The following is a 19469-nucleotide window of genomic DNA, read 5'->3' on the forward strand; positions in this document are numbered from 1 at the left end:
GATTGGCCGGCCTGAACACCATGCCGACCAAGGACCCGTATGCACGGGGCCGCCTTGCCGCCTGACGGCAGAGCACGGACGACCCGAAACGGGAGGAGCCTCATGAGCAGTGTAGCGACAACACAGATCAAGCTGACGCCGGAGCGGCCGCGCGCTTCTGTGCGCTCGCGCCTGCAGGACGCCCTGCCGAAGATCGTGCTGGCGCCGAGCTTCGCCATCACCATCGTGTTCGTCTACGGCTTCATCCTGTGGACGATCTATCTGTCCTTCACCAATTCCAAGACCTTCCCGTCCTATGTCATCACCGGCTCGCGCGCCTATCAGCGGCTGTGGGGCTGGACCTTCGACACCGACCCGCCGTCGAGCTGGTACACGTCGATCACCAATATGGGCATTTTCGGCTTTCTCTATATCGCCATCTGCCTGGCGCTCGGCCTGTTCCTGGCCATCCTGCTCGACCAGAAGATCCGCGGTGAAGGCGTGTTGCGGCCGATCTATCTCTACCCGATGGCGCTGTCCTTCATCGTCACCGGCGTTGCCTGGAAATGGTTCCTCGACCCCGGTCTCGGCCTCGAGCAGACCCTCCATCAGTGGGGCTGGACGAGCTTCCATTTCGACTGGATCAAGAACAAGGATTTCGTCATCTACACCGTGGTCATCGCCGGCGTCTGGCAGGCCTCCGGCTTCATCATGGCGATGTTCCTGGCCGGCCTGCGAGGCATTGACGGCGAGATCATGAAGGCGGCGCAGATCGATGGCGCCACAACCTTCCAGCTCTACCGCCGCATCGTCATCCCGCTGCTGCGGCCGATTTTCCTGTCGGCCTTCATCGTGCTCGCCCACCTCGCCATCAAGTCCTACGATCTGGTCGTCGCGCTGACCAGCGGCGGCCCCGGCGGCTCGGCCTGGCTGCCCTCCAACTTCATGTATGAGTACACTTTCAAGCGTAACGAAATGGCCGTCGGCTCGGCCAGTGCGGTGATCATGCTGATGACCATCGTCGCCATCATCGTGCCCTATCTCTATTCGGAACTGCGGGAGAAGCCGCGATGAGCGCTGTCGCCACCCCTGCCCGCCAGGCCTCTAGCGGCATGAGCACCAAGACCCTCAACCGCATCGTCATCTACGGGCTCTTGGCGCTGTTTGCTCTGTTCTATCTGATGCCGCTGTTCGTCATGCTGGTGACGTCGTTCAAGACCATGGACGAGATCCAGAACGGCAACATGCTGGCGCTGCCCAAGGCGCCGACCTTCGACCCCTGGCTGAAGGCCTGGGGCGAGACCTGCGTCGGCCTCACCTGCGCCGGGATCAAGGGCTATTTCTGGAACTCCATCAAGATGGTGGTTCCGGCCGTGCTGATCTCGACCATGCTCGGCGCGCTCAACGGCTATGTCTTGACCAAATGGCGTTTCCGCGGCGCAACGCTGGTGTTCGGGCTGATGCTGTTTGCCTGCTTCATTCCGTTCCAGTCGGTGCTGTTGCCGATGGCGACCATCCTCGGCAGCCTGGGACGTTTCGGTGTCTCGCTGCAGAACTCGGTCGGCACCAGCTTCGGCCTCGGCAACCCGACGGTCAATCTGGTCTTCGTCCACGTCGTCTACGGCATTGGCTTCACCACTCTGTTCTTCCGCAACTACTACGAGGCGTTCCCGAACGAGCTGATCAAGGCCGCACAGGTCGACGGCGCCTCCTTCTTCCAGATCTTCCGCCGCATCATGCTGCCGAACTCGATGCCGATCTTCGTCGTCACCGTGATCTACCAGTTCACCAACATCTGGAACGACTTCCTGTTCGCCTCGGCCTATGCCGGCACCGGCGACTCCATGCCGATGACGGTGGCGCTCAACAACGTCGTCAACACCTCGACCGGTGTCGTCGAATACAACGTCAACATGGCGGCCGCGATGATCGCGGCGCTACCCACCCTGATCGTCTATGTCGTCGCCGGCCGCTATTTCGTGCGCGGGCTGATGGCTGGTGCGGTCAAAGGCTGAGCTATCAGGAAGGAACGACCCATGGCTTTTCTGGAAATTGATGGGCTGAAGAAGCGCTTCGGGAATGTTGAAATCCTGAAGGGCATCGATGTCGAGCTCGAAAAGGGCGGCTTCCTGGTGCTGGTCGGCCCGTCCGGTTGCGGCAAGTCCACCTTGCTCAACACCATTGCCGGCCTGGAGCAGATCACCGAGGGCGAGATCCGCGTCGACGGCCGCGCCATCAACGATCTGCATCCTTCCAAGCGCGACATCGCCATGGTGTTCCAGAGCTATGCGCTCTACCCGAACATGACCGTGGCCGGGAACATCTCCTTCGGCATGGAGATGCGCGGCGTGCCGGCCGACGAGCGCCAGAAGGCGATCGACAAGGTGGCCAAGGTGCTGCAGATCGGCCACCTCCTGCAGCGCAAGCCGAGCCAGCTTTCCGGCGGCCAGCGCCAGCGCGTCGCCATGGGCCGGGCGCTGGTGCGCGACCCCAAACTGTTCCTGTTCGATGAGCCCTTGTCCAACCTCGACGCCAAGCTGCGCGTCGACATGCGCATCGAGATCAAGCGCCTGCATGCCACCACCGGCACGACGATCGTCTATGTCACCCACGACCAGATCGAGGCGATGACGCTGGCCACCAAGATCGCCGTCATGCGCGACGGCGAGGTGCAGCAGTTCGGCACCCCGGCCGAGATCTACAACAACCCCACCAACCTGTTCGTCGCCGACTTCATGGGCTCGCCGGCTATGAACCTGATCCCGGCGACCATCGCCACCTCGGGCAATGCGCTGTCCGTCGTGCTGCAGCGCGAGGCGCGCGAGCCGATCACGCTGCCGATGGCCAATGCGCCGACGGGCCTCTCGGCGTTCCAGGGCAAGCCGATCATCTTCGGCGTCCGGCCGGAAGCGCTGACCGATCCGGAGGGAGCCGAACGCAACGCCTCCAACATTGCCACCGCCGACCTGCACATCGAAGTGGTCGAGCCTGCGGGCTCCGACACGTTCGCGGTCACCAATCTCGGCGGCAAGCCCGTTGTGGCGCGGCTGCGCGCCGACGCCAACATCCAGCCGGGCACCAGCACGCCGCTCGCCTTCAACTTGACCAAGGCAGTGTTCTTCGATCCGGCGACCGAGAACCGCATTCGCTGACGGCTATGACAAATCCGGACATCGTCATCATCGGCTCCGGCATCGGCGGCGCCACGATCGCCTCCGGTCTGGCCGGCAGCGGCGCATCGATCCTGATGCTGGAGCGCGGCGAGCCCTTGCCGGCAACGCCGCATGCCCGCGACACGCGCTCGATCTTCGTCGACGGCCATTACCGTCCCAAGGAGATGTGGCGCGAGGCCGACGGTGCGGCCTTCAACCCTGGCAACTACTACTATGTCGGCGGCAATTCGAAATTCTACGGCGCGGTGCTGATCCGCTACCGCAAGGAAGACTTTGCGGCGATGGAGCACTTCGGCGGCGTCTCGCCGGCCTGGCCGTTTTCCTATGATGAATTCGAGCCCTGGTATTCGAAAGCCGAGCAGCTGTTTCGCGTCCGCGGCTCGCTGGGCGAGGACCCGACCGAACCGTTTCACTCGATCCCTTATGCCTTCAAGCCGGTGCCCGACGAAGCGCCGATCGCGCGCGCGCGCGCCGAGCTCAAGAGCCTTGGCCTGCATCCGGCCTCGCTGCCGCTCGGCGTCGACATCGACACCTGGCTGAAGGAGGGCAAGACCGGCTGGGATGCTTTCCCCAACACCGGCCAGGGCAAGGTCGACGCCCAGACTGGACCACTGACGGCGGCACTCAAGGACAGCAACATACGGCTCGAAACCGGCTGCTATGTCGAGTATCTCGAAGCGGCGCCGGACGGAAAAACCATTGCTGCCATTCACTACCGGCAGAATGGCGAGCTGAAGAAAGTAGCGCCGAAGCTGGTCATCCTGTCCGCCGGCGCGGTCAATTCCGCGGTCGTCCTGCTGCGCTCGCCCTCGTCAAATGGCAAAGGCCTTGCCAACCGCTCCGACCAGGTCGGCCGCAATTTCATGAACCACAATTCGAGCGCCATGCTGGCGATCGATCCGCGCCGCAGGAACGACAGCGTCTACCAGAAGACGCTGATGCTCAACGACTATTATCTCTCCGACGGCAAGGGCGGCAAACCGCTCGGCAACGTCCAGTTGCTCGGCAAGATCGACGGCAACATGTTGAAGGCCAATGTGAAGTCCGTGCCGAAATTCGCGCTGGACTACATGGCCGGCCATGCCGTCGACTGGTATTTGATGTGCGAAGACCTGCCCGATCCGGAAAGCCGCATCATGGTCGACGGCAAGGACATCGTCATGCAGTGGCGGCGCTCCAACATGCAGTCGCTCGACGGGCTGACCAAGGTGATGCGCGAAAACTTCCGCGCCTGCGGTTATCCCATCGTGCTGTCGCGCCCCTTCGACAAGCGCACGCCGTCGCATCAGTGCGGCACAGTCAAGATGGGCGACGATCCGGCGACCTCGCCGCTCGACCCCTTCTGCCGTGCGTTTGATCACCAAAACCTGTTTGTCGTCGATGGCAGCTTTTTGCCGAACTCGGCAGCGGTGAACCCGGCACTGTCGATTGCAGCACAAGCGCTGCGGGTCGCCGAGCATATCCGTCAGACGGACCTCGCGGCATGACCCGCCCTTCCGCCATCGTCACCGGCGGTGCACGCGGCATTGGGCTGGCCTGCGCCGAGGCGCTGGCCGACGCCGGCTTCGATGTCCTCGTCGCCGACCTTGCCGAACAATCGCCGGATGGGCTCGCCGAGAACATCGCGGCGCGGGGTGCGAAGTTCGCCTATACCAGCTGCGATATCGCCGACCTCGATGGTCACGCTGCATTGGTCGATGCTGCGACAAATACCTTCGGCCGCATCGACTGCCTCGTCAACAATGCCGGCGTAGGCGCCGTGGTGCGTGGCGATCTGCTGGAGCTGAAGCCCGAAAATTTCGACCGCGCGCTGAACATCAATCTGCGCGGCACCGTCTTCCTCAGCCAGGCCGTCGCCAAGGCCATGCTCGCCACGCCGGGCGACTATCCAAAGTCGATCATCACCATCACCTCGGTCAGCGCCGAAATGGCCTCACCGGAACGCTCGGATTACTGCATCTCGAAGGCCGGCCTTTCGATGTGGGTGAAGAACCTGGCGCTGCGGCTCGCGCCGGAAAACATCGGCGTGTTCGAGCTGCGCCCAGGCATCATCCGCACCGACATGACGGCTGGCGTGACCGCCAAATACGACGCGCTGATCGATAGCGGCCTTGTGCCGGCAAAACGCTGGGGCGAAGCCTCCGACATCGGCGCTGTGGTGGCGACGCTTGCCGCCGGCAAGCTCGGCTTTTCCACCGGCTCGATCATCAATGTCGACGGCGCGCTGTCCGTGCCGCGATTGTAAGGGTGAGGCCATGACCGACTACATCATCGTTGGCGCCGGCCCGGCCGGCTGTGTTCTCGCCAACCGGCTGAGCGAGGATCCGGGCAATTCGGTATTGCTGCTGGAAGCAGGCGGCAAGGACTGGCATCCGTTGATCCACATGCCGGCGGGCTTCGCGAAGATGACCAAGGGCATCGCATCCTGGGGCTGGTCGACTGTGCCGCAGAAGAACATGAAGGATCGCGTCTTCTGGTACACACAGGCCAAGGTGGTCGGCGGCGGCTCCTCCATCAATGCCCAGATCTACACGCGCGGCAACGCCCGCGACTACGACGCGTGGGAGAAGGAAGAGGGCCTCGCGGGCTGGGGCTATCGGGACGTGCTGCCCTATTTCAAGCGGGCCGAGAACAACCAGCGCTTCGCCAACGATTTTCATGGCGACCAGGGGCCGCTCGGCGTGTCGAACCCGATTTCGCCGCTGCCGATTTGCGAGGCCTATTTCCGTGCCGGCCAGGAGATGGGCATCCCCTTCAACCCGGATTTCAACGGCGCTGCCCAAGAAGGCGTCGGCTACTACCAGCTGACCCAGAAGGACGCCCGGCGTTCATCCGCTTCGGTCGCCTATCTGAAACCGATCCGCGCCCGCAAGAACCTGACCGTCAGGACCGATGTGCTGGTGACCCGCATCGTCGTCGAGAAAGGTCGCGCGATCGGCGTCGAGATCGTCGACAAACCCGGCGGCCAGAAGACCATCCTGCGCGCCGAACGCGAAGTGATCGTCTCGTCCGGCGCCATCGGTTCGCCGAAGCTGTTGATGCAGTCGGGCATCGGTCCGGCCGATCACCTGAAATCGGTCGGCGTGACGCCGGTGCATGATCTGCCCGGCGTCGGCTCCAACATGCAGGACCATCTCGACCTGTTCGTCATCGCCGAATGCACCGGCGACCACACCTACGACAACTACGCCAAACTGCACCGCACGGCATGGGCCGGCCTGCAGTATCTGTTGCTGAAGAAGGGACCCGTCGCGTCCAGCCTGTTCGAAACCGGCGGCTTCTGGTACGCCGACCCGACCGCCGCCTCGCCCGACATCCAGTTCCATCTCGGACTGGGCTCCGGCATCGAGGCCGGCGTCGAAAAGCTGAACAATCCGGGAGTCACCCTGAACTCGGCCTTCCTGCGCCCGCGCTCGCGCGGCACGGTGCGGCTGAAGAGCGGCGATCCGGCCGACCACCCGCTGATCGATCCGAACTACTGGTCCGATCCCTATGACCGCGCCATGTCGATCAAGGGGCTGAGACTCGCGCGCGAAATCATGCGGCAGAAGGCGCTAGCGCCTTACGTGCTGCGCGAAGTGCTGCCCGGCCCATCGCTCGCCAGCGATGACGAGTTGTTCGACTATGCCTGCCGCACCGCCAAGACCGATCATCACCCGGTGGGCACCTGCCGCATGGGCCATGACGATATGGCCGTGGTGACACCGGACCTGCGGCTGCGCGGCATCGAGGGCTTGCGCGTCTGCGATGCCTCGGTGATGCCGCGCGTACCCTCCTCCAACACCAATGCGCCGACCATCATGGTCGGCGAAAAGGGCTCGGATATTATCCTTGGCCGCGAGCCGCTGCCGCCAGCGGTGTTTTCCGGCAATCGCGCCGCATAGTCATTCGGGAGAGCCACTCAATGATCAGGCATTGCGTCTTCGTTAAATTCCGCGGTGATGTTCTCGACGCCGAGCGGTCGGCGATTGACGCCGACCTCGAAGCGCTGCGCCAGGTAATCGACGGCATGGACACGGTCCACTTCAGCGCCAATGTCAGCCCGGAGCCATTCGCGTGCGGTTTCAGCCATGGCTTCACCATCGACTTTCGCGATGCCGCTGCCCGCGACGCCTACCTGGTGCATGAAGCGCATCAGCGCGCCGGCGCCCGACTGGTCGCCGCACTCGAAGGCGGTACCGACGGGCTGATGGTGTTCGATCTCGAGATCAGCCCAGCCTGAGCGCCACGACACCGGCAACAATGCTGAGCGCGGCAGCCCCGCGCCAGCCCGTCATCTTTTCGCCCAGCGCAAAGACCGAGATCATCATGGCGAACAGGATCGAGGTCTCGCGCAGCGACGCCACCGATGCGATCGGCGCCTTGGTCATCGCCCACATGACGATCCAGTAGGCGGCACCGCTGAGCACGCCGGTGAACAGCCCGGCCTTCCAGTCACGCGCCAGAACGGGCAGTGCCTTGGGCCCGCGAAAGATGAGACACAGCACCAGCGCGCCAAGGGCATCGCAGACGAACAGCCATGCGGCGTAGCTCTGCGCCGTCGCCGCCAGCCGCGCGCCGCTGCCGTCGGACAGCGTATAGCTGGCGATGAAGATCGAAGTGCCGAGCGCAAAAGCCACCGCGCGCAAATTGATCCGCTCCAGATGCGCGCCGCCGCGAAACGACATCACCAGCGTGCCAGCCGACAGCAAAAGGATGCCGAGGATGGCGAACGGCGCCGGCATCTCCTGCACCACGACAACGCCGCCGAGCGCGGTCAGCAGCGGCGCCGTACCGCGCGCCAACGGATAGGTCTGGGCGAAATCACCGGCCTTGTAGGCGCCGATCAGGAAGGTCCGATAGCCCATGTGAAAGATCACCGAGGCGATGATGTAGGGCCACACTTCGGCCTTCGGAAACTCGACGAAGGGCAGCACGAACAGCGCGGCAACCCCCATGCCCAGCGTCATCAGAGTGATGGACAGGAAGCGGTCGAGATGCACCTTGACCAGCGCGTTCCAGATCGCGTGCATTGCGGCTGCGGCAAGCACCGCGAAGAAGACGAAAAGCGTCATCGAGGGCTCACCGACCTCCCGAGCCCAACGGCGTTTCGAGATCGATATCGACCCGGAGGGGGAAGTGATCGGAGGCCACCTCGCCGACATCGGCGCTGACCGATCGCACGCGGTCCGCGAATATGCCGCCGACGAAGCAATGATCGAGCCGGCGCTTTGCCACCTTGCCGTCGATGGTCTTCACATGGGTGTGGAAGTCAGCAGTCGGCTCGCTGGCAATGGAAACCGCATCGACAAAACCGTCGAGATAGGCGGCGGCGCGGTGATAGGGCGCGCTGCCGACGATGCGGCGATATTCCACGCTGCCCGGCTCCATGTTGAAGTCGCCCATCCAGATCGCCGCATGAGGATTCTCCGGCTCGCCTTCGCCGCTGGTCCAGTTGCGGGAAGGCTCGTCATCAATGCCGCTCCACGGTCCACCCTCGGACGGCGCACGGCGATGTTCGGCAAGCAGATAGTCGATCTGCTCCAGCCGCTCCTCCACTGCTATATGGGCGAGGTGCAGTGACAGGAAACGCACTGGGCCGGCCGGCGTGCGGATCATGCATTCAAGCGCGGCATTGCGGGTGTTGAGCGGCCTCAGCGTGCGGCGCATCGGCAGCGCGTGCAGACGCGACCAGACGATCGGCAGCTTCGACAGCAGCATGGTGCCGAACTGCCGGCGGCGGTTGACGATGCGGCCATCGCGCCGCTCGCTTGCGTCCATGTCGAAGGCCGGGCCGTAAACCCAATGATAGTCCGGCAGCAGCCTCGACAGGATCTCCGGCTGGTCGTCCTCATTGCTCCGCTGCCAATGCCGCTCGACCTCCTGCAGCGCAATGATGTCGGCGCCCTCGACCAGCCTGGCGCAGCGCGTCAGATCGTAGCGGCCGTCACCGCCAAACCCGTACTGGATGTTGTAGCTGACCAGCTTCATTGCTTATCCGGCTCAGTTTCGCTGTTGGCAGTAGCGGTTCGGCAGATTGGTTGCAATGTGCACGAGAATGGAAGCGGCTTGTGCCAGAAGCCTCCCCGCCCTTGCTGCGCCATCATGCACCGATTCCCGCCCGGCTCGGTATCCTCCGCACGCCGGAAAACGCCGCGAGGCGCGCCGTGGAAAGTGATGGCGCGAAATTGGCGCTAGTCTGTCGTCAGCGGCTGGAACCGGCCCGCCGGCGATGCGGCCAGTTCCGCCCAGTCGATCTCTTCCTCCAGCCGGTGATAGGCCTCGTCGCCGATCGTGCCGTTGCGGCGCAGCTCCTCGAGCGTGTCGCGCTGGCGGTTGATGGCATAGAGGCGCAACCGGTCGTATTCGGTGGCGGCCTGTGCATCGTCCGGGTTTTCCGCGATCACGCGCTGAGCTTCATACTGTTCTCGCACGACGGCAGCCGCCGCCGAGGTCTTGCGGCTGAGCACATCGAGTGCGGCCTGCATGACGGCGACACGCGCCTGCGCCACCTCGTTGTCGACCGTTCTGTCCGGGGCGAAGTTGATCCAGCGCAGCAGCGGCTTCAGGGTCATGCCTTGCAGCACCAGCGTGCCCAGCACCACAGCGAAGGCGGCAAGCACGATCGGGTCGCGGTGGGGAAAATCGGCCGGCAGGGCAATGGCCACAACCAGCGTCACCAGCCCCCGCATGCCGCACCAACCGACCAGCACGGCGCCGCCAAATGTCGGCAGATCGCGCCTTGCCTCTTGGCTGCCGAGGCGGGCAAGCCAGCGGATAATGGCTACGTAACTCCCCACCCAGACCAGCCGCGCGACGATGACGACGACCAGCACGGTTCCGGCAAAGAGAAAGGCTTCGCCCTGCCCGTCGCCAGCAAGCCTGCCGACGATCGTGCGTGCCTGCAGGCCCATCAGCACGAAAGCCAGCACGTTGAGCACGAACACCGCCGATTCCCAGACCGAATAGGTGCTGACGCGGCGCCGCGCCGACATGCGGCGGGGTGCCCTGCGCGCAATGGTGATGGCATAGACGACGATGGTGATGATGGCGGAAAGGCCGAGCTTGTCGGCGATGATCCAGACGGCAAAGGTTCCGGCGAACTGCACCACCGTGCTGCTCGCCGCGTCCTCGATGCGGCCAAGCGTCAGCAGCGAGATCCGGCCGAACACGTGGCCCGCGACCAGACTGCCGATCGTTGCCAGCAGGATCACCGGAATGGCGTTGCTCAGCATGATCGTGCCGAGCGCCGCCGAAACCGCCAGCCGGTAGATCAAGAGCGCGGTGGCATCGTTGAGCAGGCTCTCGCCCTGCAGGATGGCCGTTATGCGGTGCGGCACCTTGAACTGGCTGAGAACGGCACTGGCCGCCACGGCATCCGGCGGCGCGACAATGGCGCCAAGCGCGATTGCCGCCGCGATCGGCAGGCCGGCCATCTTCCAGCCGACAAAGGCAACCACCACGGTGGTAAAGACAACGGCGCCAAGCGCCAGCAGCGCCAGCGACAACCGGTAGCGTTTCAGGTCGCGCAACGAGGTGTCATAGGCGGCGTCGAGAAGCACCGGCGCGATGAACAGCGCAAGCGCCAGTTCCGGATCGATCTCGATCGTCGGCGCGCCTGGCACGAAGGCGATCGCCACCCCGGCCAGAGCCAGCAGGGAGGGATAGGGAATTTCCAGCCGCCGCGACAGCGCCGTCAGCGCGACGGCGGCCAGAAGCAGGACAAGGGTCAGTTCGAAAAGCGCCATGGCCCATGGTAGCGGCGAAGCGGCATCGTGGGCAGTGGCTGGATGGCAAGATGCTGTTGATTGTCCAGTACGCTTCCGGCTCTGGCCTGCAGCCGCTCATCGCACCGGCTTGAATCGACCGCCTCAGTTTTCCTGAGGATGCTGCTTTATTAGTGCAGCACCAGCATATCGCTCGACGAGAACGATATCTCGGCCTTCTCGCCGACTGCCGGCGGCGGCGTTGCCGGGCTGTTGAATGTGTCGAGCGAGACCGTGTTACCGCCGATACCGACGCGAACCCGGATGACCGAGCCGAGGAAGTGCACTTCGGAAATTTCGCCTGACAGGCTGGAGTCACGGCCAGGCTGGCGTCCCAGCGAAATCGCCTCCGGCCGCAGCGCCAGAGACAGCATGTCGCCGGACTTCGACCCGTTGAGCTTGCCCTTGAGCGAGACCTCCTGCGTGTTGACCTGCACCGTGCCGGCCGCGGCATCGGTGACCTTGCCTTCGAGCACGTTCAGCGTGCCGACGAAATTGGCGACGAACTTGGTTGCTGGGCGATTGTAGATCTCGAACGGCGTGCCGACCTGCTCGGCCTTGCCGCCATACATCACCGCGATGCGGTCCGAGATCGACAGCGCCTCTTCCTGGTCATGGGTGACGAAGATGGTGGTGATGCCAAGCTTCTTCTGGATGGAACGGATTTCCTCGCGCAGCGACACGCGAACCTTGGCGTCGAGCGCCGACAGCGGCTCGTCGAGGAGCAAAAGCTTCGGCTTCGGCGCAATCGCCCGCGCCAGCGCAATGCGCTGCTGCTGGCCGCCGGAGAGCTGGTAGGGATAGCGGTCGGCCATCTGCGGCAGCTTGATGATGTCGAGCATCTCGGCAACGCGGGCATCAATATCTGCCCTGGGCATGCCGGCGACCTTCAGTCCAAAGCCGATGTTCTGCGCCACCGTCAGGTTGGGGAACAGCGCATAGGCCTGGAACACCATGCCGACATTGCGCTGGTTTGGCTTCAGCCTCGTGATGTCCTTGCCTGCAACGACGATCTTGCCCGCCGACGGCTCTTCGAAACCGGCGACCATTCGCAGAACGGTGGTCTTGCCGCAGCCGGACGGCCCGAGGAAGGAAACGAACTCGCCCGGCTCGACATCGAGATTGAAATCCTCGACCACAGTGGTGGCGCCGAAGGATTTTCGCACATGCTGGATGGAGAGGAATGGTTCGGCCATGGCTTTTTCTTTCGATCAGTACTTTGTCGATCAGTTCGGGCGGTTCGCCGATCTCGGCGCGAACCGGGACAGGATCTGGATCAGCGACATGCAGCCCCAGGTGATGGCGAAGGCGATGATGGCAAGCGCCGCCGGCTCATAAGCGCGGTTGGCGCCAACGTTTTGCAGATAGGGGCCGAAGGCGGGTCGGTTGAGCAGGCTGGCCATGGTGAATTCGCCAATGACGATGGCGAACGTGAGGAAGGCGCCCGACAACACCGCGATCAGTACATTGGGCAGGATCACTCGACCAATGATCGTGCCCCAACCGGCGCCCAGAATCTGCGCCGCTTCCGTCAGCGTCCTGACATCAATGGTGCGAAGGCCGGTATCGACGGCGCGGTACATGTAGGGCAGCGCCAGCATCGCATAACCGATGACCAGCAAGGCATTTGTACCCATGTCGGTCGCCAGGAACGGCAGCGGCGAATTCGAACCGTACATCCTGATATAGCCGAAGACGATGACGATGGCCGGGATGACCAGCGGCAGCAGCGTGATGAACTCCACGACCGGCCTCAGCTGCGGCATGCGCAACCGGATCCAGTAGGCCGCAGGCACCACGATCAGCACGCCGAGGATGATGGTGAAGATCGCGGCAATCACCGAATACATGAACGTCGCCTGGAAGCGGGCATCGCCCAGCACGATCTGATAGGCGTCGAAGGAATAGGCGCCGCGACGCATGCGCATGGAGAATTCGACGGTCGCGATCAGCGGAATGAAGAAATAGGCCGCGCCGAGGATGAAGACGACCCAGGCCCAGAATTTGCCGGACTTCATTTCAGCCACCTCTCCGAGCGGGTTCGGAACCAGATGTAGAAGACGTTGGCCAGACCGGTAATGACGATCATGCCGAAGGCGATCGCATAGCCGAGATGCGCATTGTGCAGCACGTCGCCGCGGATCTGCGCATAGAGCAGGATCGGCACGATGTTGAGCGAGGAGCCGGTCAGCGCATAAGCGGTGGCGATGGCGCCGAAGGCATTGGCAAAGAGCAGGATGACCGTGCCAAGGAAGCTTGGCCAGATCACCGGGATCACCACCATGCGCCAGTATTGCGCCTGGGTGGCGCCGAGCGTCGCGGCGGCCTCGCCCCATTCCTTCTTCAAGCCGTCGATCGCCGGCGTGATGATGACCACCATCAGCGGGATCTGGAAATAGACATAGGTCAGCGTCAGGCCCCAGAACGACAGGATGTTGAAGCCGTGTGCGTAGATGTTGAGGCCGAACACCGTGTTCAGAAGTACCGTCGCGAGACCGAGCCGTCCGAGTGTCGCGAGGAAGGCGAAGGCCAGCGGTACGCCGGCGAAATTGGAAGCAACGCCGGAAAAGGTTAGCGTTGCCGAACGTATCCACTCCGGCAGGCCGCCGCGCACGATCGCGATGGCGATGGCGAGACCTGCGAAGGCACCGATCAGCGCCGAGGAAAGGCTGACCTTGAGCGAGATCCAGTAGGCGGCGACAATCGATGGCTGCGCCAGCGCCGCTATGTTTTCGAACGTGAATTCGCCGGCATCGTTCTGGAATGCGCCCAGCATCAGATAGAGCGTGGGCAAGATCAGGAACATGATTGCGAAGATGAAAAATGGCGCGACACCGAGCCATTGCGTCGGCAGTCGCAATGCGCGCGCCTCGCTGGGGGGCGCGGTCTTCCCGGCGACTGCGTGATCGGAAAGCGAGAGATCTGTCATGCGCCGGCTACCGTCTCCGAGGAAAACCGGGCGGCCGCGAGGCCGCCCGGTTGGCTTCAAGCCTTACTTGACGTTGGCGCCGACGACGGCATCCCAGTTCTTGGTGACGGCTTCCTTTGCCTTGCCCTGCTCGTCCAGCGTCGGGAACACCGCCGCAGCGTAAGCCTCAGCCGGCGGCAGCTTGGCCATCACGTCCGCCGGGAGCTTGCCGTTCTTGGCAAGGTCGTTGAAGCGGATCGGGTGGCAATAGCCTTTCAGCCAGCCGATCTGGCCTTCGTCGGAGTAGAGATACTCCAGCCACAGCTTGGCAGCGTTCGGATGCGGTGCGAAAGCACTGATCGCCTGCACGTAGACGCCGGCAACGACACCCGTCTTCGGCACGACGACGTCGACGGGCGGATTGCCCTTCAGCGTGTCGCGACCGGCAAGTGCATTGTAGTCCCAGGTCACCAGGATCGGCGTCTGGCCTTGAGCCAGGGTCGCCGGCTTGCCGATGACCGGCACGAAATTGCCGGCGGCATTGAGCTTCTTGAAGAAGTCGAGGCCGGCGGTACCGGCAGCTTCGCCGGCAGCCGCGCCGCCGGAAAGGCCGGCCGCGTAGACGGCCTGGATGGCCTGGTTCGAGGCGCGCGGGTCGCCTGCAAGCGCCACGGTGTTGGCGAATTCCGGCTTCAGCAGGTCAGCCCAGTCAGCCGGTGCTTCCTTGACGAGATCCTTATTCACCAGGAAGGACAGCACGCCGTAGTAGTCGCCGGTCCAGAAACCGTCGGGATCCTTGGCGCTGTCGGGGATCGAGTCCCAGGTCGACACTTTGTAGGCCTGGATAAGGCCGTCCGCCTTGGCAGTCGGGCCGAACGACAGGCCGACGTCGATGACGTCGGGAGCCTGCGGGCCCTTGTTGTCCTTGTTGGCCTTGATGGCTTCGACCTCGTCGCCGGAGCCGGCATCGGGGTTGAGCTCGTTGATGGTGATTTCCGGATACTTCGCCTTGAAACCGTCGATGACGGCGCCATAGCCACACCAGTCATGCGGCAGGGCGATGGTGGTGAGCTGGCCTTCCTTCTTTGCCGCGGCAACCAGTTCATCCATGGACTGGGCCGACGAGATAGCAGAGGTCGCCATGAGGGCGACGGCCGATAGGGAAAGCACTTTCCCCGTAAACTTGAACATGTGTTCTCTCCGTTGAACTGGCGTCGCTGGACGCCTGCGATGCGGTATCTTTTTCATGTGACAGCCAGATGAAAGCTTTTTGAAACTGGCCCCCGGCGGCACCAAAAGTTAACTCTTTTTAACAGGCTGTAGCAATTAGCCCGCACTTAATTTTCCGGCTAATGGTTTATCGCCTTGTCTCCTACCCCTTGCCCTTCCTTTCCCCTCGTTTCCAGATCAAGTTCCGGCACCGCACTCCGCCTCAGACGGTGCCGGCAATGGCGTTTTCGAGCAGCGTCAGCGCCGCCTTCTTGGTCAGCTTGACCGGATTGCCGCCGGCGGTCGGATCGACCACCGCCATGTCGGCGATCAGCCCCTTGCGCTTCTTGTCCATGTCGAGCCCCTTGATCAGCCCGGGCAGCGCATGCGGCACCTTCAGCTCCTTGCGCAGCTTGATGATCGCTTTGGCGAAGCCGTCGAAGCCGCCCTTGATGCCGCAATAGGCGGCAAGCCGGGCGATGCGCTCCTCGATCGAGTCCCGGTTGAAGGCCAGGACGTAAGGCATGAACACCGCATTGGTCATGCCGTGATGGGTGTCGTAGAGCGCGCCGATCGGGTGCGACAGCGAATGGATGGCGCCAAGCCCCTTCTGGAAGGCCGCGGCGCCCATGGCGGCCGCGCTCATCATATGGGCACGGGCGACCAGGTCCTTGCCGTTGGCATAAGCCTTGGGCAGATTCTCGAACACCAGCCGGATACCTTCGACGGCAATGCCGTCGGCCATCGGATGATAGCCCGGCGCGCAATAGGCTTCGAGACAGTGCGCCAGCGCATCCATGCCGGTGCCGGCGGTGATGAAGCCGGGCATGCCGACCGAAAGTTCCGGGTCGGCAATGACGATTGCCGGCAAAAGTTTCGGATGGAAGATCACCTTCTTGGTGTGCGTCGCCTCATTGGTGATGACACCGGCGCGGCCGACTTCGGAGCCGGTGCCGGCGGTGGTCGGCACGGCAATGATCGGCGCGATGGCATCCGAATTGGCGCGCGTCCACCAGTCGCCGACATCCTCGAAGTCCCAGACGGGCCTCGTCTGCCCGGCCTGGAAGGCGATCAGCTTGCCGAGATCGAGCGCCGAACCGCCACCGAAGGCGATGACGCCGTCATGCTTGCCTTTCTTGAACACGGCAATGCCGGCGGTCAGGTTGGAATCGACCGGGTTCGGCTTCACCTCGGAAAACACGCCATAAGGCACCTTGGCGTCGTCGAGGATCTTTAGCGTCGAAGCGACGACCGGCAGTTTCGCCAGGCCCGGATCGGTGACGAAGAGCGGCCGCTTGATGCCGGTGGCCGCAAGCACCTCGGGCAATTCCTTGATGCGCCCGGCGCCGAAGCGGACGGTGGTCGGGTAGTTCCATTTGGAGATCAGCTTGGACATGTCTTGTCTTTCAAAAAATCAGATGGCTTCGCGCAGGTGGAAGGATTTCGGCCGGGTCAGATTGTCGTAGCCGAGCGCCGACAGGGCAACGCCCTTGCCGGTGTCCTTGACGCCGGTCCACACCAGCGCCGGATCGAGATAGTCGCAGCGGTTCATGAACACCGTGCCGGTCTCGACGCGGTCGCCGATCGCGATGGCGTGCTCCGTGTCGCGCGTCCAGATCGAGGCCGTCAGCCCATAGGGGCTGTCGTTCATCAGCGCGATCGCCTCCTCGTCGTTGCGCACCTTCATGATGCCGACGATCGGGCCAAAGCTTTCCTCGCGCATGACGCTCATCTGGTGGTCGACACTGGTCAGCACTTCCGGCGCCAGGTAGGGCGAGCCGGCTTGGTCATTAGCCACCTTCATATTGATATGTGCTACCGCGCCTTTGCGCAGCGCCTCGGCCTTCTGCTCGCGGATCAGGTCGGCGAAACGCGCCTGCGCCATCGGCCCCATTGTCGTCGCCTGCTCCAGCGGATTGCCGACGACATAGTTCTTCGTCTCTGCAATGAAGCCTTCGACGAACTGGTCGTAGACCTTCTCATGCACATAGACGCGCTCGATGCCGCAGCAGCACTGGCCGGAATTGTAGAAGGCGCCGTCGACCAGATTGGCCACCGCATGATCGAGTTTGGCGTCAGGCAGCACATAGGCCGGGTCCTTGCCGCCGAGCTCGAGGCCGAGTGTCATGAAGGTGCCGGCCGCCGCCTTCTCGATGGCGCGGCCACCGCCGACCGAGCCGGTGAAGTTGACATGGTCGATCTTGCCCGAGCCGAGCAGTTTTTCGGTCTGAGCGTGGTTGAGCACGACATTCTGGAACACGCCCTTGGGCAGCCCAATCTTGTCGAAAGCCTGCTGAAAACGTTCACCGACCAGCAGCGTCTGCGCCGCATGCTTCAGGATGACCGTGTTGCCAGCCATCAGCGCCGGCACGATAGTGTTGACCGCGGTCAGATAAGGATAGTTCCACGGCGCGATCACCATGACGACGCCGAGCGGATCCTTCTTCACATAGCGGCGGAAGCCGTCCTTCGGGTTGGAGGCCGGCACGGATTTGAGCGCAGCGTCAGCAATCTCGACCATGTAATTGGTGCGTTCCTTGACGCCGCCGAACTCACCGCCATAACGCACCGGGCGCCCCATCTGCCAGGCGATCTCCGGCACGATCTCGTCGGTCATCGCGACCAACGCTTCGAGCATCGCCAGCATATACTTGCCGCGCTCTACGATCGGTGTCAGCGCCCACTTCTCCTGCGCCGCCTTGGCGCGCTCGACCGCCGCATTGATCGCCTGGTCGGTCGCGATCGGCCGCTCCGCATAGATAGAGCCATCGATGGGGGATTTGAGTTTGACCGTTTCGGTCATCGTTTAAGTCCTCGCACTTCTTTGAAATCGAAAATCATCTGGCTTTGTGCTGCCCCTCATCCGCCTACCGGCACCTTCTCCCCGTATAGCGACAGGGAGAAGGGAAAGCTCCAACGTCGCGCCCCCCCCTCTCCCCGTTCTTCACGGGGGTCCGAAGGACGGGCGAGACAAGCGGCTCGCCCCGGAATAGGTAAGGGTGAGGGGCAGCGCCGACGTTTCGCAGGCTATCCTAGTACCGCTCGAACCCCCTGTGCAGTTCCCAATCCGTAATGCGGCGGTCGTATTCGAACTGCTCCCACTTCGCGGTGTGGACATAATGTTCGAGCACGTCGTCGCCGAGCGCCTGCTTCAGCATCTTCGACTTGGCCAGCGTCTCGGTGGCGTCCCGAAGCGTCTTCGGAATCTCGGGCAGGCGCGAGGCCTGATAGGCATCGCCGACGAACGGCTTTTGCAGTTCGAGCTTCTCGTCGATGCCGGCAAGGCCGGCTGCGATCAACGCGGCGAAGGCCAGATACGGGTTCAGGTCGGCGCCGCCGATGCGGCATTCCATGCGGATGCCCTTGGTGCCCTCGCCGCAGAGGCGGAAGCCGGCGGTGCGGTTGTCCTCGCTCCACATGATCTTGGTCGGCGCGAAGGTGCCGGCCTGGAAGCGTTTGTAGGAATTGATGTAGGGCGCCAGGAACCAGGTGAACTCCTTGGCGTATTTCAGCTGACCGGCCGCCCATTGCTGGCCGAGCGTCGACAAAGTCCAGTCCGCCTTTTTGTCGAAGAACAGCGGCGTCTTGCCGTCGGCGCTCCACAGCGAATTGTGGATGTGGCTGGAATTGCCGGCGAGCCCATAATTGTACTTCGACATGAAGGAAATCGACTTGCCTTCGGACTCGGCGATTTCCTTGGCGCCGTTCTTCAGGATGACGTGGCGGTCGGCCATGTCGAGCGCCTCGGCATAGCGCACATTGATCTCTTCCTGGCCCGGACCCCATTCGCCCTTGGAGTTTTCGATCGGGATGCCGGCGGCCTCCATCTCGTTGCGAAGCCGGCGCATGACGCCTTCTTCCTTGGTGGTGATACCGATCTGGTAATCGCCGATATAGGGCGAGGCAGTGTCGAGGCCCTGCCAATGCTTCTTGCGGGCGGAATCGTAGGTCTCGTTGAACAGATAGAATTCAAGCTCGGAGGCGAAGTAGCCGATATAGCCACGCTCCGTCAGCCGCTTGACCTGCTTCTTCAGGATGGCGCGCGGCGAATGCGGCAGGTCGTCATGGGTCTGGTGGTCGAGCACGTCGCAGATCACGAGTGCTGTCTTTTCCAGCCACGGAAGGCGCCGCAGTGTCGCCAGATCCGGCTTCATGACGAAGTCGCCATAGCCCTTCGACCAGCTTGCCGCCTTGTAGCCCGGCACCGGCTCCATATCGATGTCGGCGGCGAGCAGATAGTTGCAGCCGTGCGTCTCGTCATGGGCGGAATCGACGAAGTACTGCGCCAGGAAACGCTTTCCCGCGAGCCGCCCCTGCATGTCGACGATGCAGGCCAGCACCGTGTCGATCTCGCCATTGGAGACCGCTTTCTTCAACTGATCGAACGAGAAATTTCCGGCCATTCCTTTGGCACTCCAGCGCTGGACGATTGAGGGTAAACGAAACCATGGCCGG

At 63.2% G+C, this 19469-nt stretch carries 17 protein-coding genes; 7 read left to right on the forward strand and 10 right to left on the reverse strand.

What is annotated here, in order from left to right; translation table 11 throughout:
• Nucleotides 1-102: 102 nt before the first annotated feature.
• The 7 genes from AC1DXM_RS11385 to AC1DXM_RS11415 are packed head-to-tail and all read left to right on the forward strand — an operon-like array spanning nt 103 to nt 7374.
• Nucleotides 103-1053, forward strand: coding sequence for a carbohydrate ABC transporter permease (locus AC1DXM_RS11385; RefSeq protein ID WP_172224447.1), 951 nt, complete (start codon nt 103-105; stop codon nt 1051-1053).
• Nucleotides 1050-1994 (forward strand): carbohydrate ABC transporter permease, encoded by a 945-nt coding sequence (locus tag AC1DXM_RS11390; protein ID WP_477233121.1) that lies wholly within the window; start codon nt 1050-1052, stop codon nt 1992-1994. Before AC1DXM_RS11385 ends, AC1DXM_RS11390 begins: the two co-directional genes overlap by 4 nt.
• Nucleotides 1995-2015: 21 nt before the next feature.
• Entirely contained in the window at nt 2016-3131 is a 1116-nt protein-coding gene (locus tag AC1DXM_RS11395; RefSeq protein ID WP_477233122.1) for an ABC transporter ATP-binding protein, read from the forward strand.
• Nucleotides 3132-3136: 5 nt separating this feature from the next.
• Nucleotides 3137-4639, forward strand: a complete 1503-nt coding sequence (locus AC1DXM_RS11400; protein WP_477233123.1) for a GMC oxidoreductase — start codon at nt 3137-3139, stop codon at nt 4637-4639.
• Nucleotides 4636-5397 carry a 3-ketoacyl-ACP reductase gene (locus tag AC1DXM_RS11405; RefSeq protein WP_477233124.1) on the forward strand — a complete coding sequence of 254 codons (762 nt, stop codon included), beginning with the start codon at nt 4636-4638 and terminating at the stop codon, nt 5395-5397. The genes AC1DXM_RS11400 and AC1DXM_RS11405 overlap by 4 nt, the downstream gene beginning before the upstream one ends.
• Before the next feature lie 10 nt (nt 5398-5407).
• On the forward strand, nt 5408-7036 hold the full coding sequence (locus tag AC1DXM_RS11410; RefSeq protein ID WP_477233125.1) for a GMC family oxidoreductase: 1629 nt from the start codon (nt 5408-5410) through the stop codon (nt 7034-7036).
• 20 nt (nt 7037-7056) lie between these two features.
• Nucleotides 7057-7374 (forward strand): Dabb family protein, encoded by a 318-nt coding sequence (locus AC1DXM_RS11415; protein WP_477233126.1) that lies wholly within the window; start codon nt 7057-7059, stop codon nt 7372-7374.
• On the opposite strand, the gene AC1DXM_RS11420 is transcribed toward AC1DXM_RS11415, so the two are convergent.
• The 10 genes from AC1DXM_RS11420 to AC1DXM_RS11465 form a co-directional block, all read right to left on the reverse strand.
• Nucleotides 7361-8206, reverse strand: a complete 846-nt coding sequence (locus AC1DXM_RS11420; protein ID WP_477233127.1) for an EamA family transporter — start codon at nt 8204-8206, stop codon at nt 7361-7363. The genes AC1DXM_RS11415 and AC1DXM_RS11420 overlap by 14 nt on opposite strands.
• Before the next feature lie 7 nt (nt 8207-8213).
• On the reverse strand, nt 8214-9122 hold the full coding sequence (locus AC1DXM_RS11425; protein ID WP_477233128.1) for an endonuclease/exonuclease/phosphatase family protein: 909 nt from the start codon (nt 9120-9122) through the stop codon (nt 8214-8216).
• A gap of 203 nt (nt 9123-9325) precedes the next feature.
• Nucleotides 9326-10879 (reverse strand): cation:proton antiporter, encoded by a 1554-nt coding sequence (locus AC1DXM_RS11430; protein WP_477233129.1) that lies wholly within the window; start codon nt 10877-10879, stop codon nt 9326-9328.
• 149 nt (nt 10880-11028) lie between these two features.
• Nucleotides 11029-12093, reverse strand: a complete 1065-nt coding sequence (locus tag AC1DXM_RS11435; protein WP_112559242.1) for an ABC transporter ATP-binding protein — start codon at nt 12091-12093, stop codon at nt 11029-11031.
• Nucleotides 12094-12123: 30 nt separating this feature from the next.
• The gene (locus AC1DXM_RS11440; RefSeq protein WP_477233130.1) at nt 12124-12915 is read right to left on the reverse strand and encodes an ABC transporter permease; all 792 of its coding nucleotides are present in this window, start codon (nt 12913-12915) and stop codon (nt 12124-12126) included.
• The gene (locus tag AC1DXM_RS11445) at nt 12912-13826 is read right to left on the reverse strand and encodes an ABC transporter permease (protein WP_112559240.1); all 915 of its coding nucleotides are present in this window, start codon (nt 13824-13826) and stop codon (nt 12912-12914) included. The genes AC1DXM_RS11440 and AC1DXM_RS11445 overlap by 4 nt, the downstream gene beginning before the upstream one ends.
• Nucleotides 13827-13889: 63 nt before the next feature.
• Nucleotides 13890-14996 carry an ABC transporter substrate-binding protein gene (locus tag AC1DXM_RS11450; protein WP_477233131.1) on the reverse strand — a complete coding sequence of 369 codons (1107 nt, stop codon included), beginning with the start codon at nt 14994-14996 and terminating at the stop codon, nt 13890-13892.
• Between the two features lie 241 nt (nt 14997-15237).
• Nucleotides 15238-16410: an iron-containing alcohol dehydrogenase gene (locus AC1DXM_RS11455; RefSeq protein WP_477233132.1), complete on the reverse strand. Its 1173-nt coding sequence runs from the start codon at nt 16408-16410 to the stop codon at nt 15238-15240.
• Between the two features lie 18 nt (nt 16411-16428).
• Nucleotides 16429-17817, reverse strand: coding sequence for an aldehyde dehydrogenase family protein (locus AC1DXM_RS11460; protein WP_477233133.1), 1389 nt, complete (start codon nt 17815-17817; stop codon nt 16429-16431).
• A gap of 229 nt (nt 17818-18046) precedes the next feature.
• Entirely contained in the window at nt 18047-19417 is a 1371-nt protein-coding gene (locus tag AC1DXM_RS11465; RefSeq protein ID WP_477233134.1) for a glutamine synthetase family protein, read from the reverse strand.
• Between the last annotated feature and the right edge of the window lie 52 nt (nt 19418-19469).

The organism is Mesorhizobium sp. P3_A2 (assembly GCF_056403115.1).

Bases quoted from the DNA above. Each gene is read 5' to 3' on its own strand.
- AC1DXM_RS11385 (WP_172224447.1), top strand. From the start codon at position 103: ATGAGCAGTGTAGCGACAACACAGATCAAGCTGACGCCGGAGCGGCCG.
- AC1DXM_RS11390 (WP_477233121.1), top strand. From the start codon at position 1,050: ATGAGCGCTGTCGCCACCCCTGCCCGCCAGGCCTCTAGCGGCATGAGC.
- AC1DXM_RS11395 (WP_477233122.1), top strand. From the start codon at position 2,016: ATGGCTTTTCTGGAAATTGATGGGCTGAAGAAGCGCTTCGGGAATGTT.
- AC1DXM_RS11400 (WP_477233123.1), top strand. From the start codon at position 3,137: ATGACAAATCCGGACATCGTCATCATCGGCTCCGGCATCGGCGGCGCC.
- AC1DXM_RS11405 (WP_477233124.1), top strand. From the start codon at position 4,636: ATGACCCGCCCTTCCGCCATCGTCACCGGCGGTGCACGCGGCATTGGG.
- AC1DXM_RS11410 (WP_477233125.1), top strand. From the start codon at position 5,408: ATGACCGACTACATCATCGTTGGCGCCGGCCCGGCCGGCTGTGTTCTC.
- AC1DXM_RS11415 (WP_477233126.1), top strand. From the start codon at position 7,057: ATGATCAGGCATTGCGTCTTCGTTAAATTCCGCGGTGATGTTCTCGAC.
- AC1DXM_RS11420 (WP_477233127.1), bottom strand. From the start codon at position 8,206: ATGACGCTTTTCGTCTTCTTCGCGGTGCTTGCCGCAGCCGCAATGCAC.
- AC1DXM_RS11425 (WP_477233128.1), bottom strand. From the start codon at position 9,122: ATGAAGCTGGTCAGCTACAACATCCAGTACGGGTTTGGCGGTGACGGC.
- AC1DXM_RS11430 (WP_477233129.1), bottom strand. From the start codon at position 10,879: ATGGCGCTTTTCGAACTGACCCTTGTCCTGCTTCTGGCCGCCGTCGCG.
- AC1DXM_RS11435 (WP_112559242.1), bottom strand. From the start codon at position 12,093: ATGGCCGAACCATTCCTCTCCATCCAGCATGTGCGAAAATCCTTCGGC.
- AC1DXM_RS11440 (WP_477233130.1), bottom strand. From the start codon at position 12,915: ATGAAGTCCGGCAAATTCTGGGCCTGGGTCGTCTTCATCCTCGGCGCG.
- AC1DXM_RS11445 (WP_112559240.1), bottom strand. From the start codon at position 13,826: ATGACAGATCTCTCGCTTTCCGATCACGCAGTCGCCGGGAAGACCGCG.
- AC1DXM_RS11450 (WP_477233131.1), bottom strand. From the start codon at position 14,996: ATGTTCAAGTTTACGGGGAAAGTGCTTTCCCTATCGGCCGTCGCCCTC.
- AC1DXM_RS11455 (WP_477233132.1), bottom strand. From the start codon at position 16,410: ATGTCCAAGCTGATCTCCAAATGGAACTACCCGACCACCGTCCGCTTC.
- AC1DXM_RS11460 (WP_477233133.1), bottom strand. From the start codon at position 17,817: ATGACCGAAACGGTCAAACTCAAATCCCCCATCGATGGCTCTATCTAT.
- AC1DXM_RS11465 (WP_477233134.1), bottom strand. From the start codon at position 19,417: ATGGCCGGAAATTTCTCGTTCGATCAGTTGAAGAAAGCGGTCTCCAAT.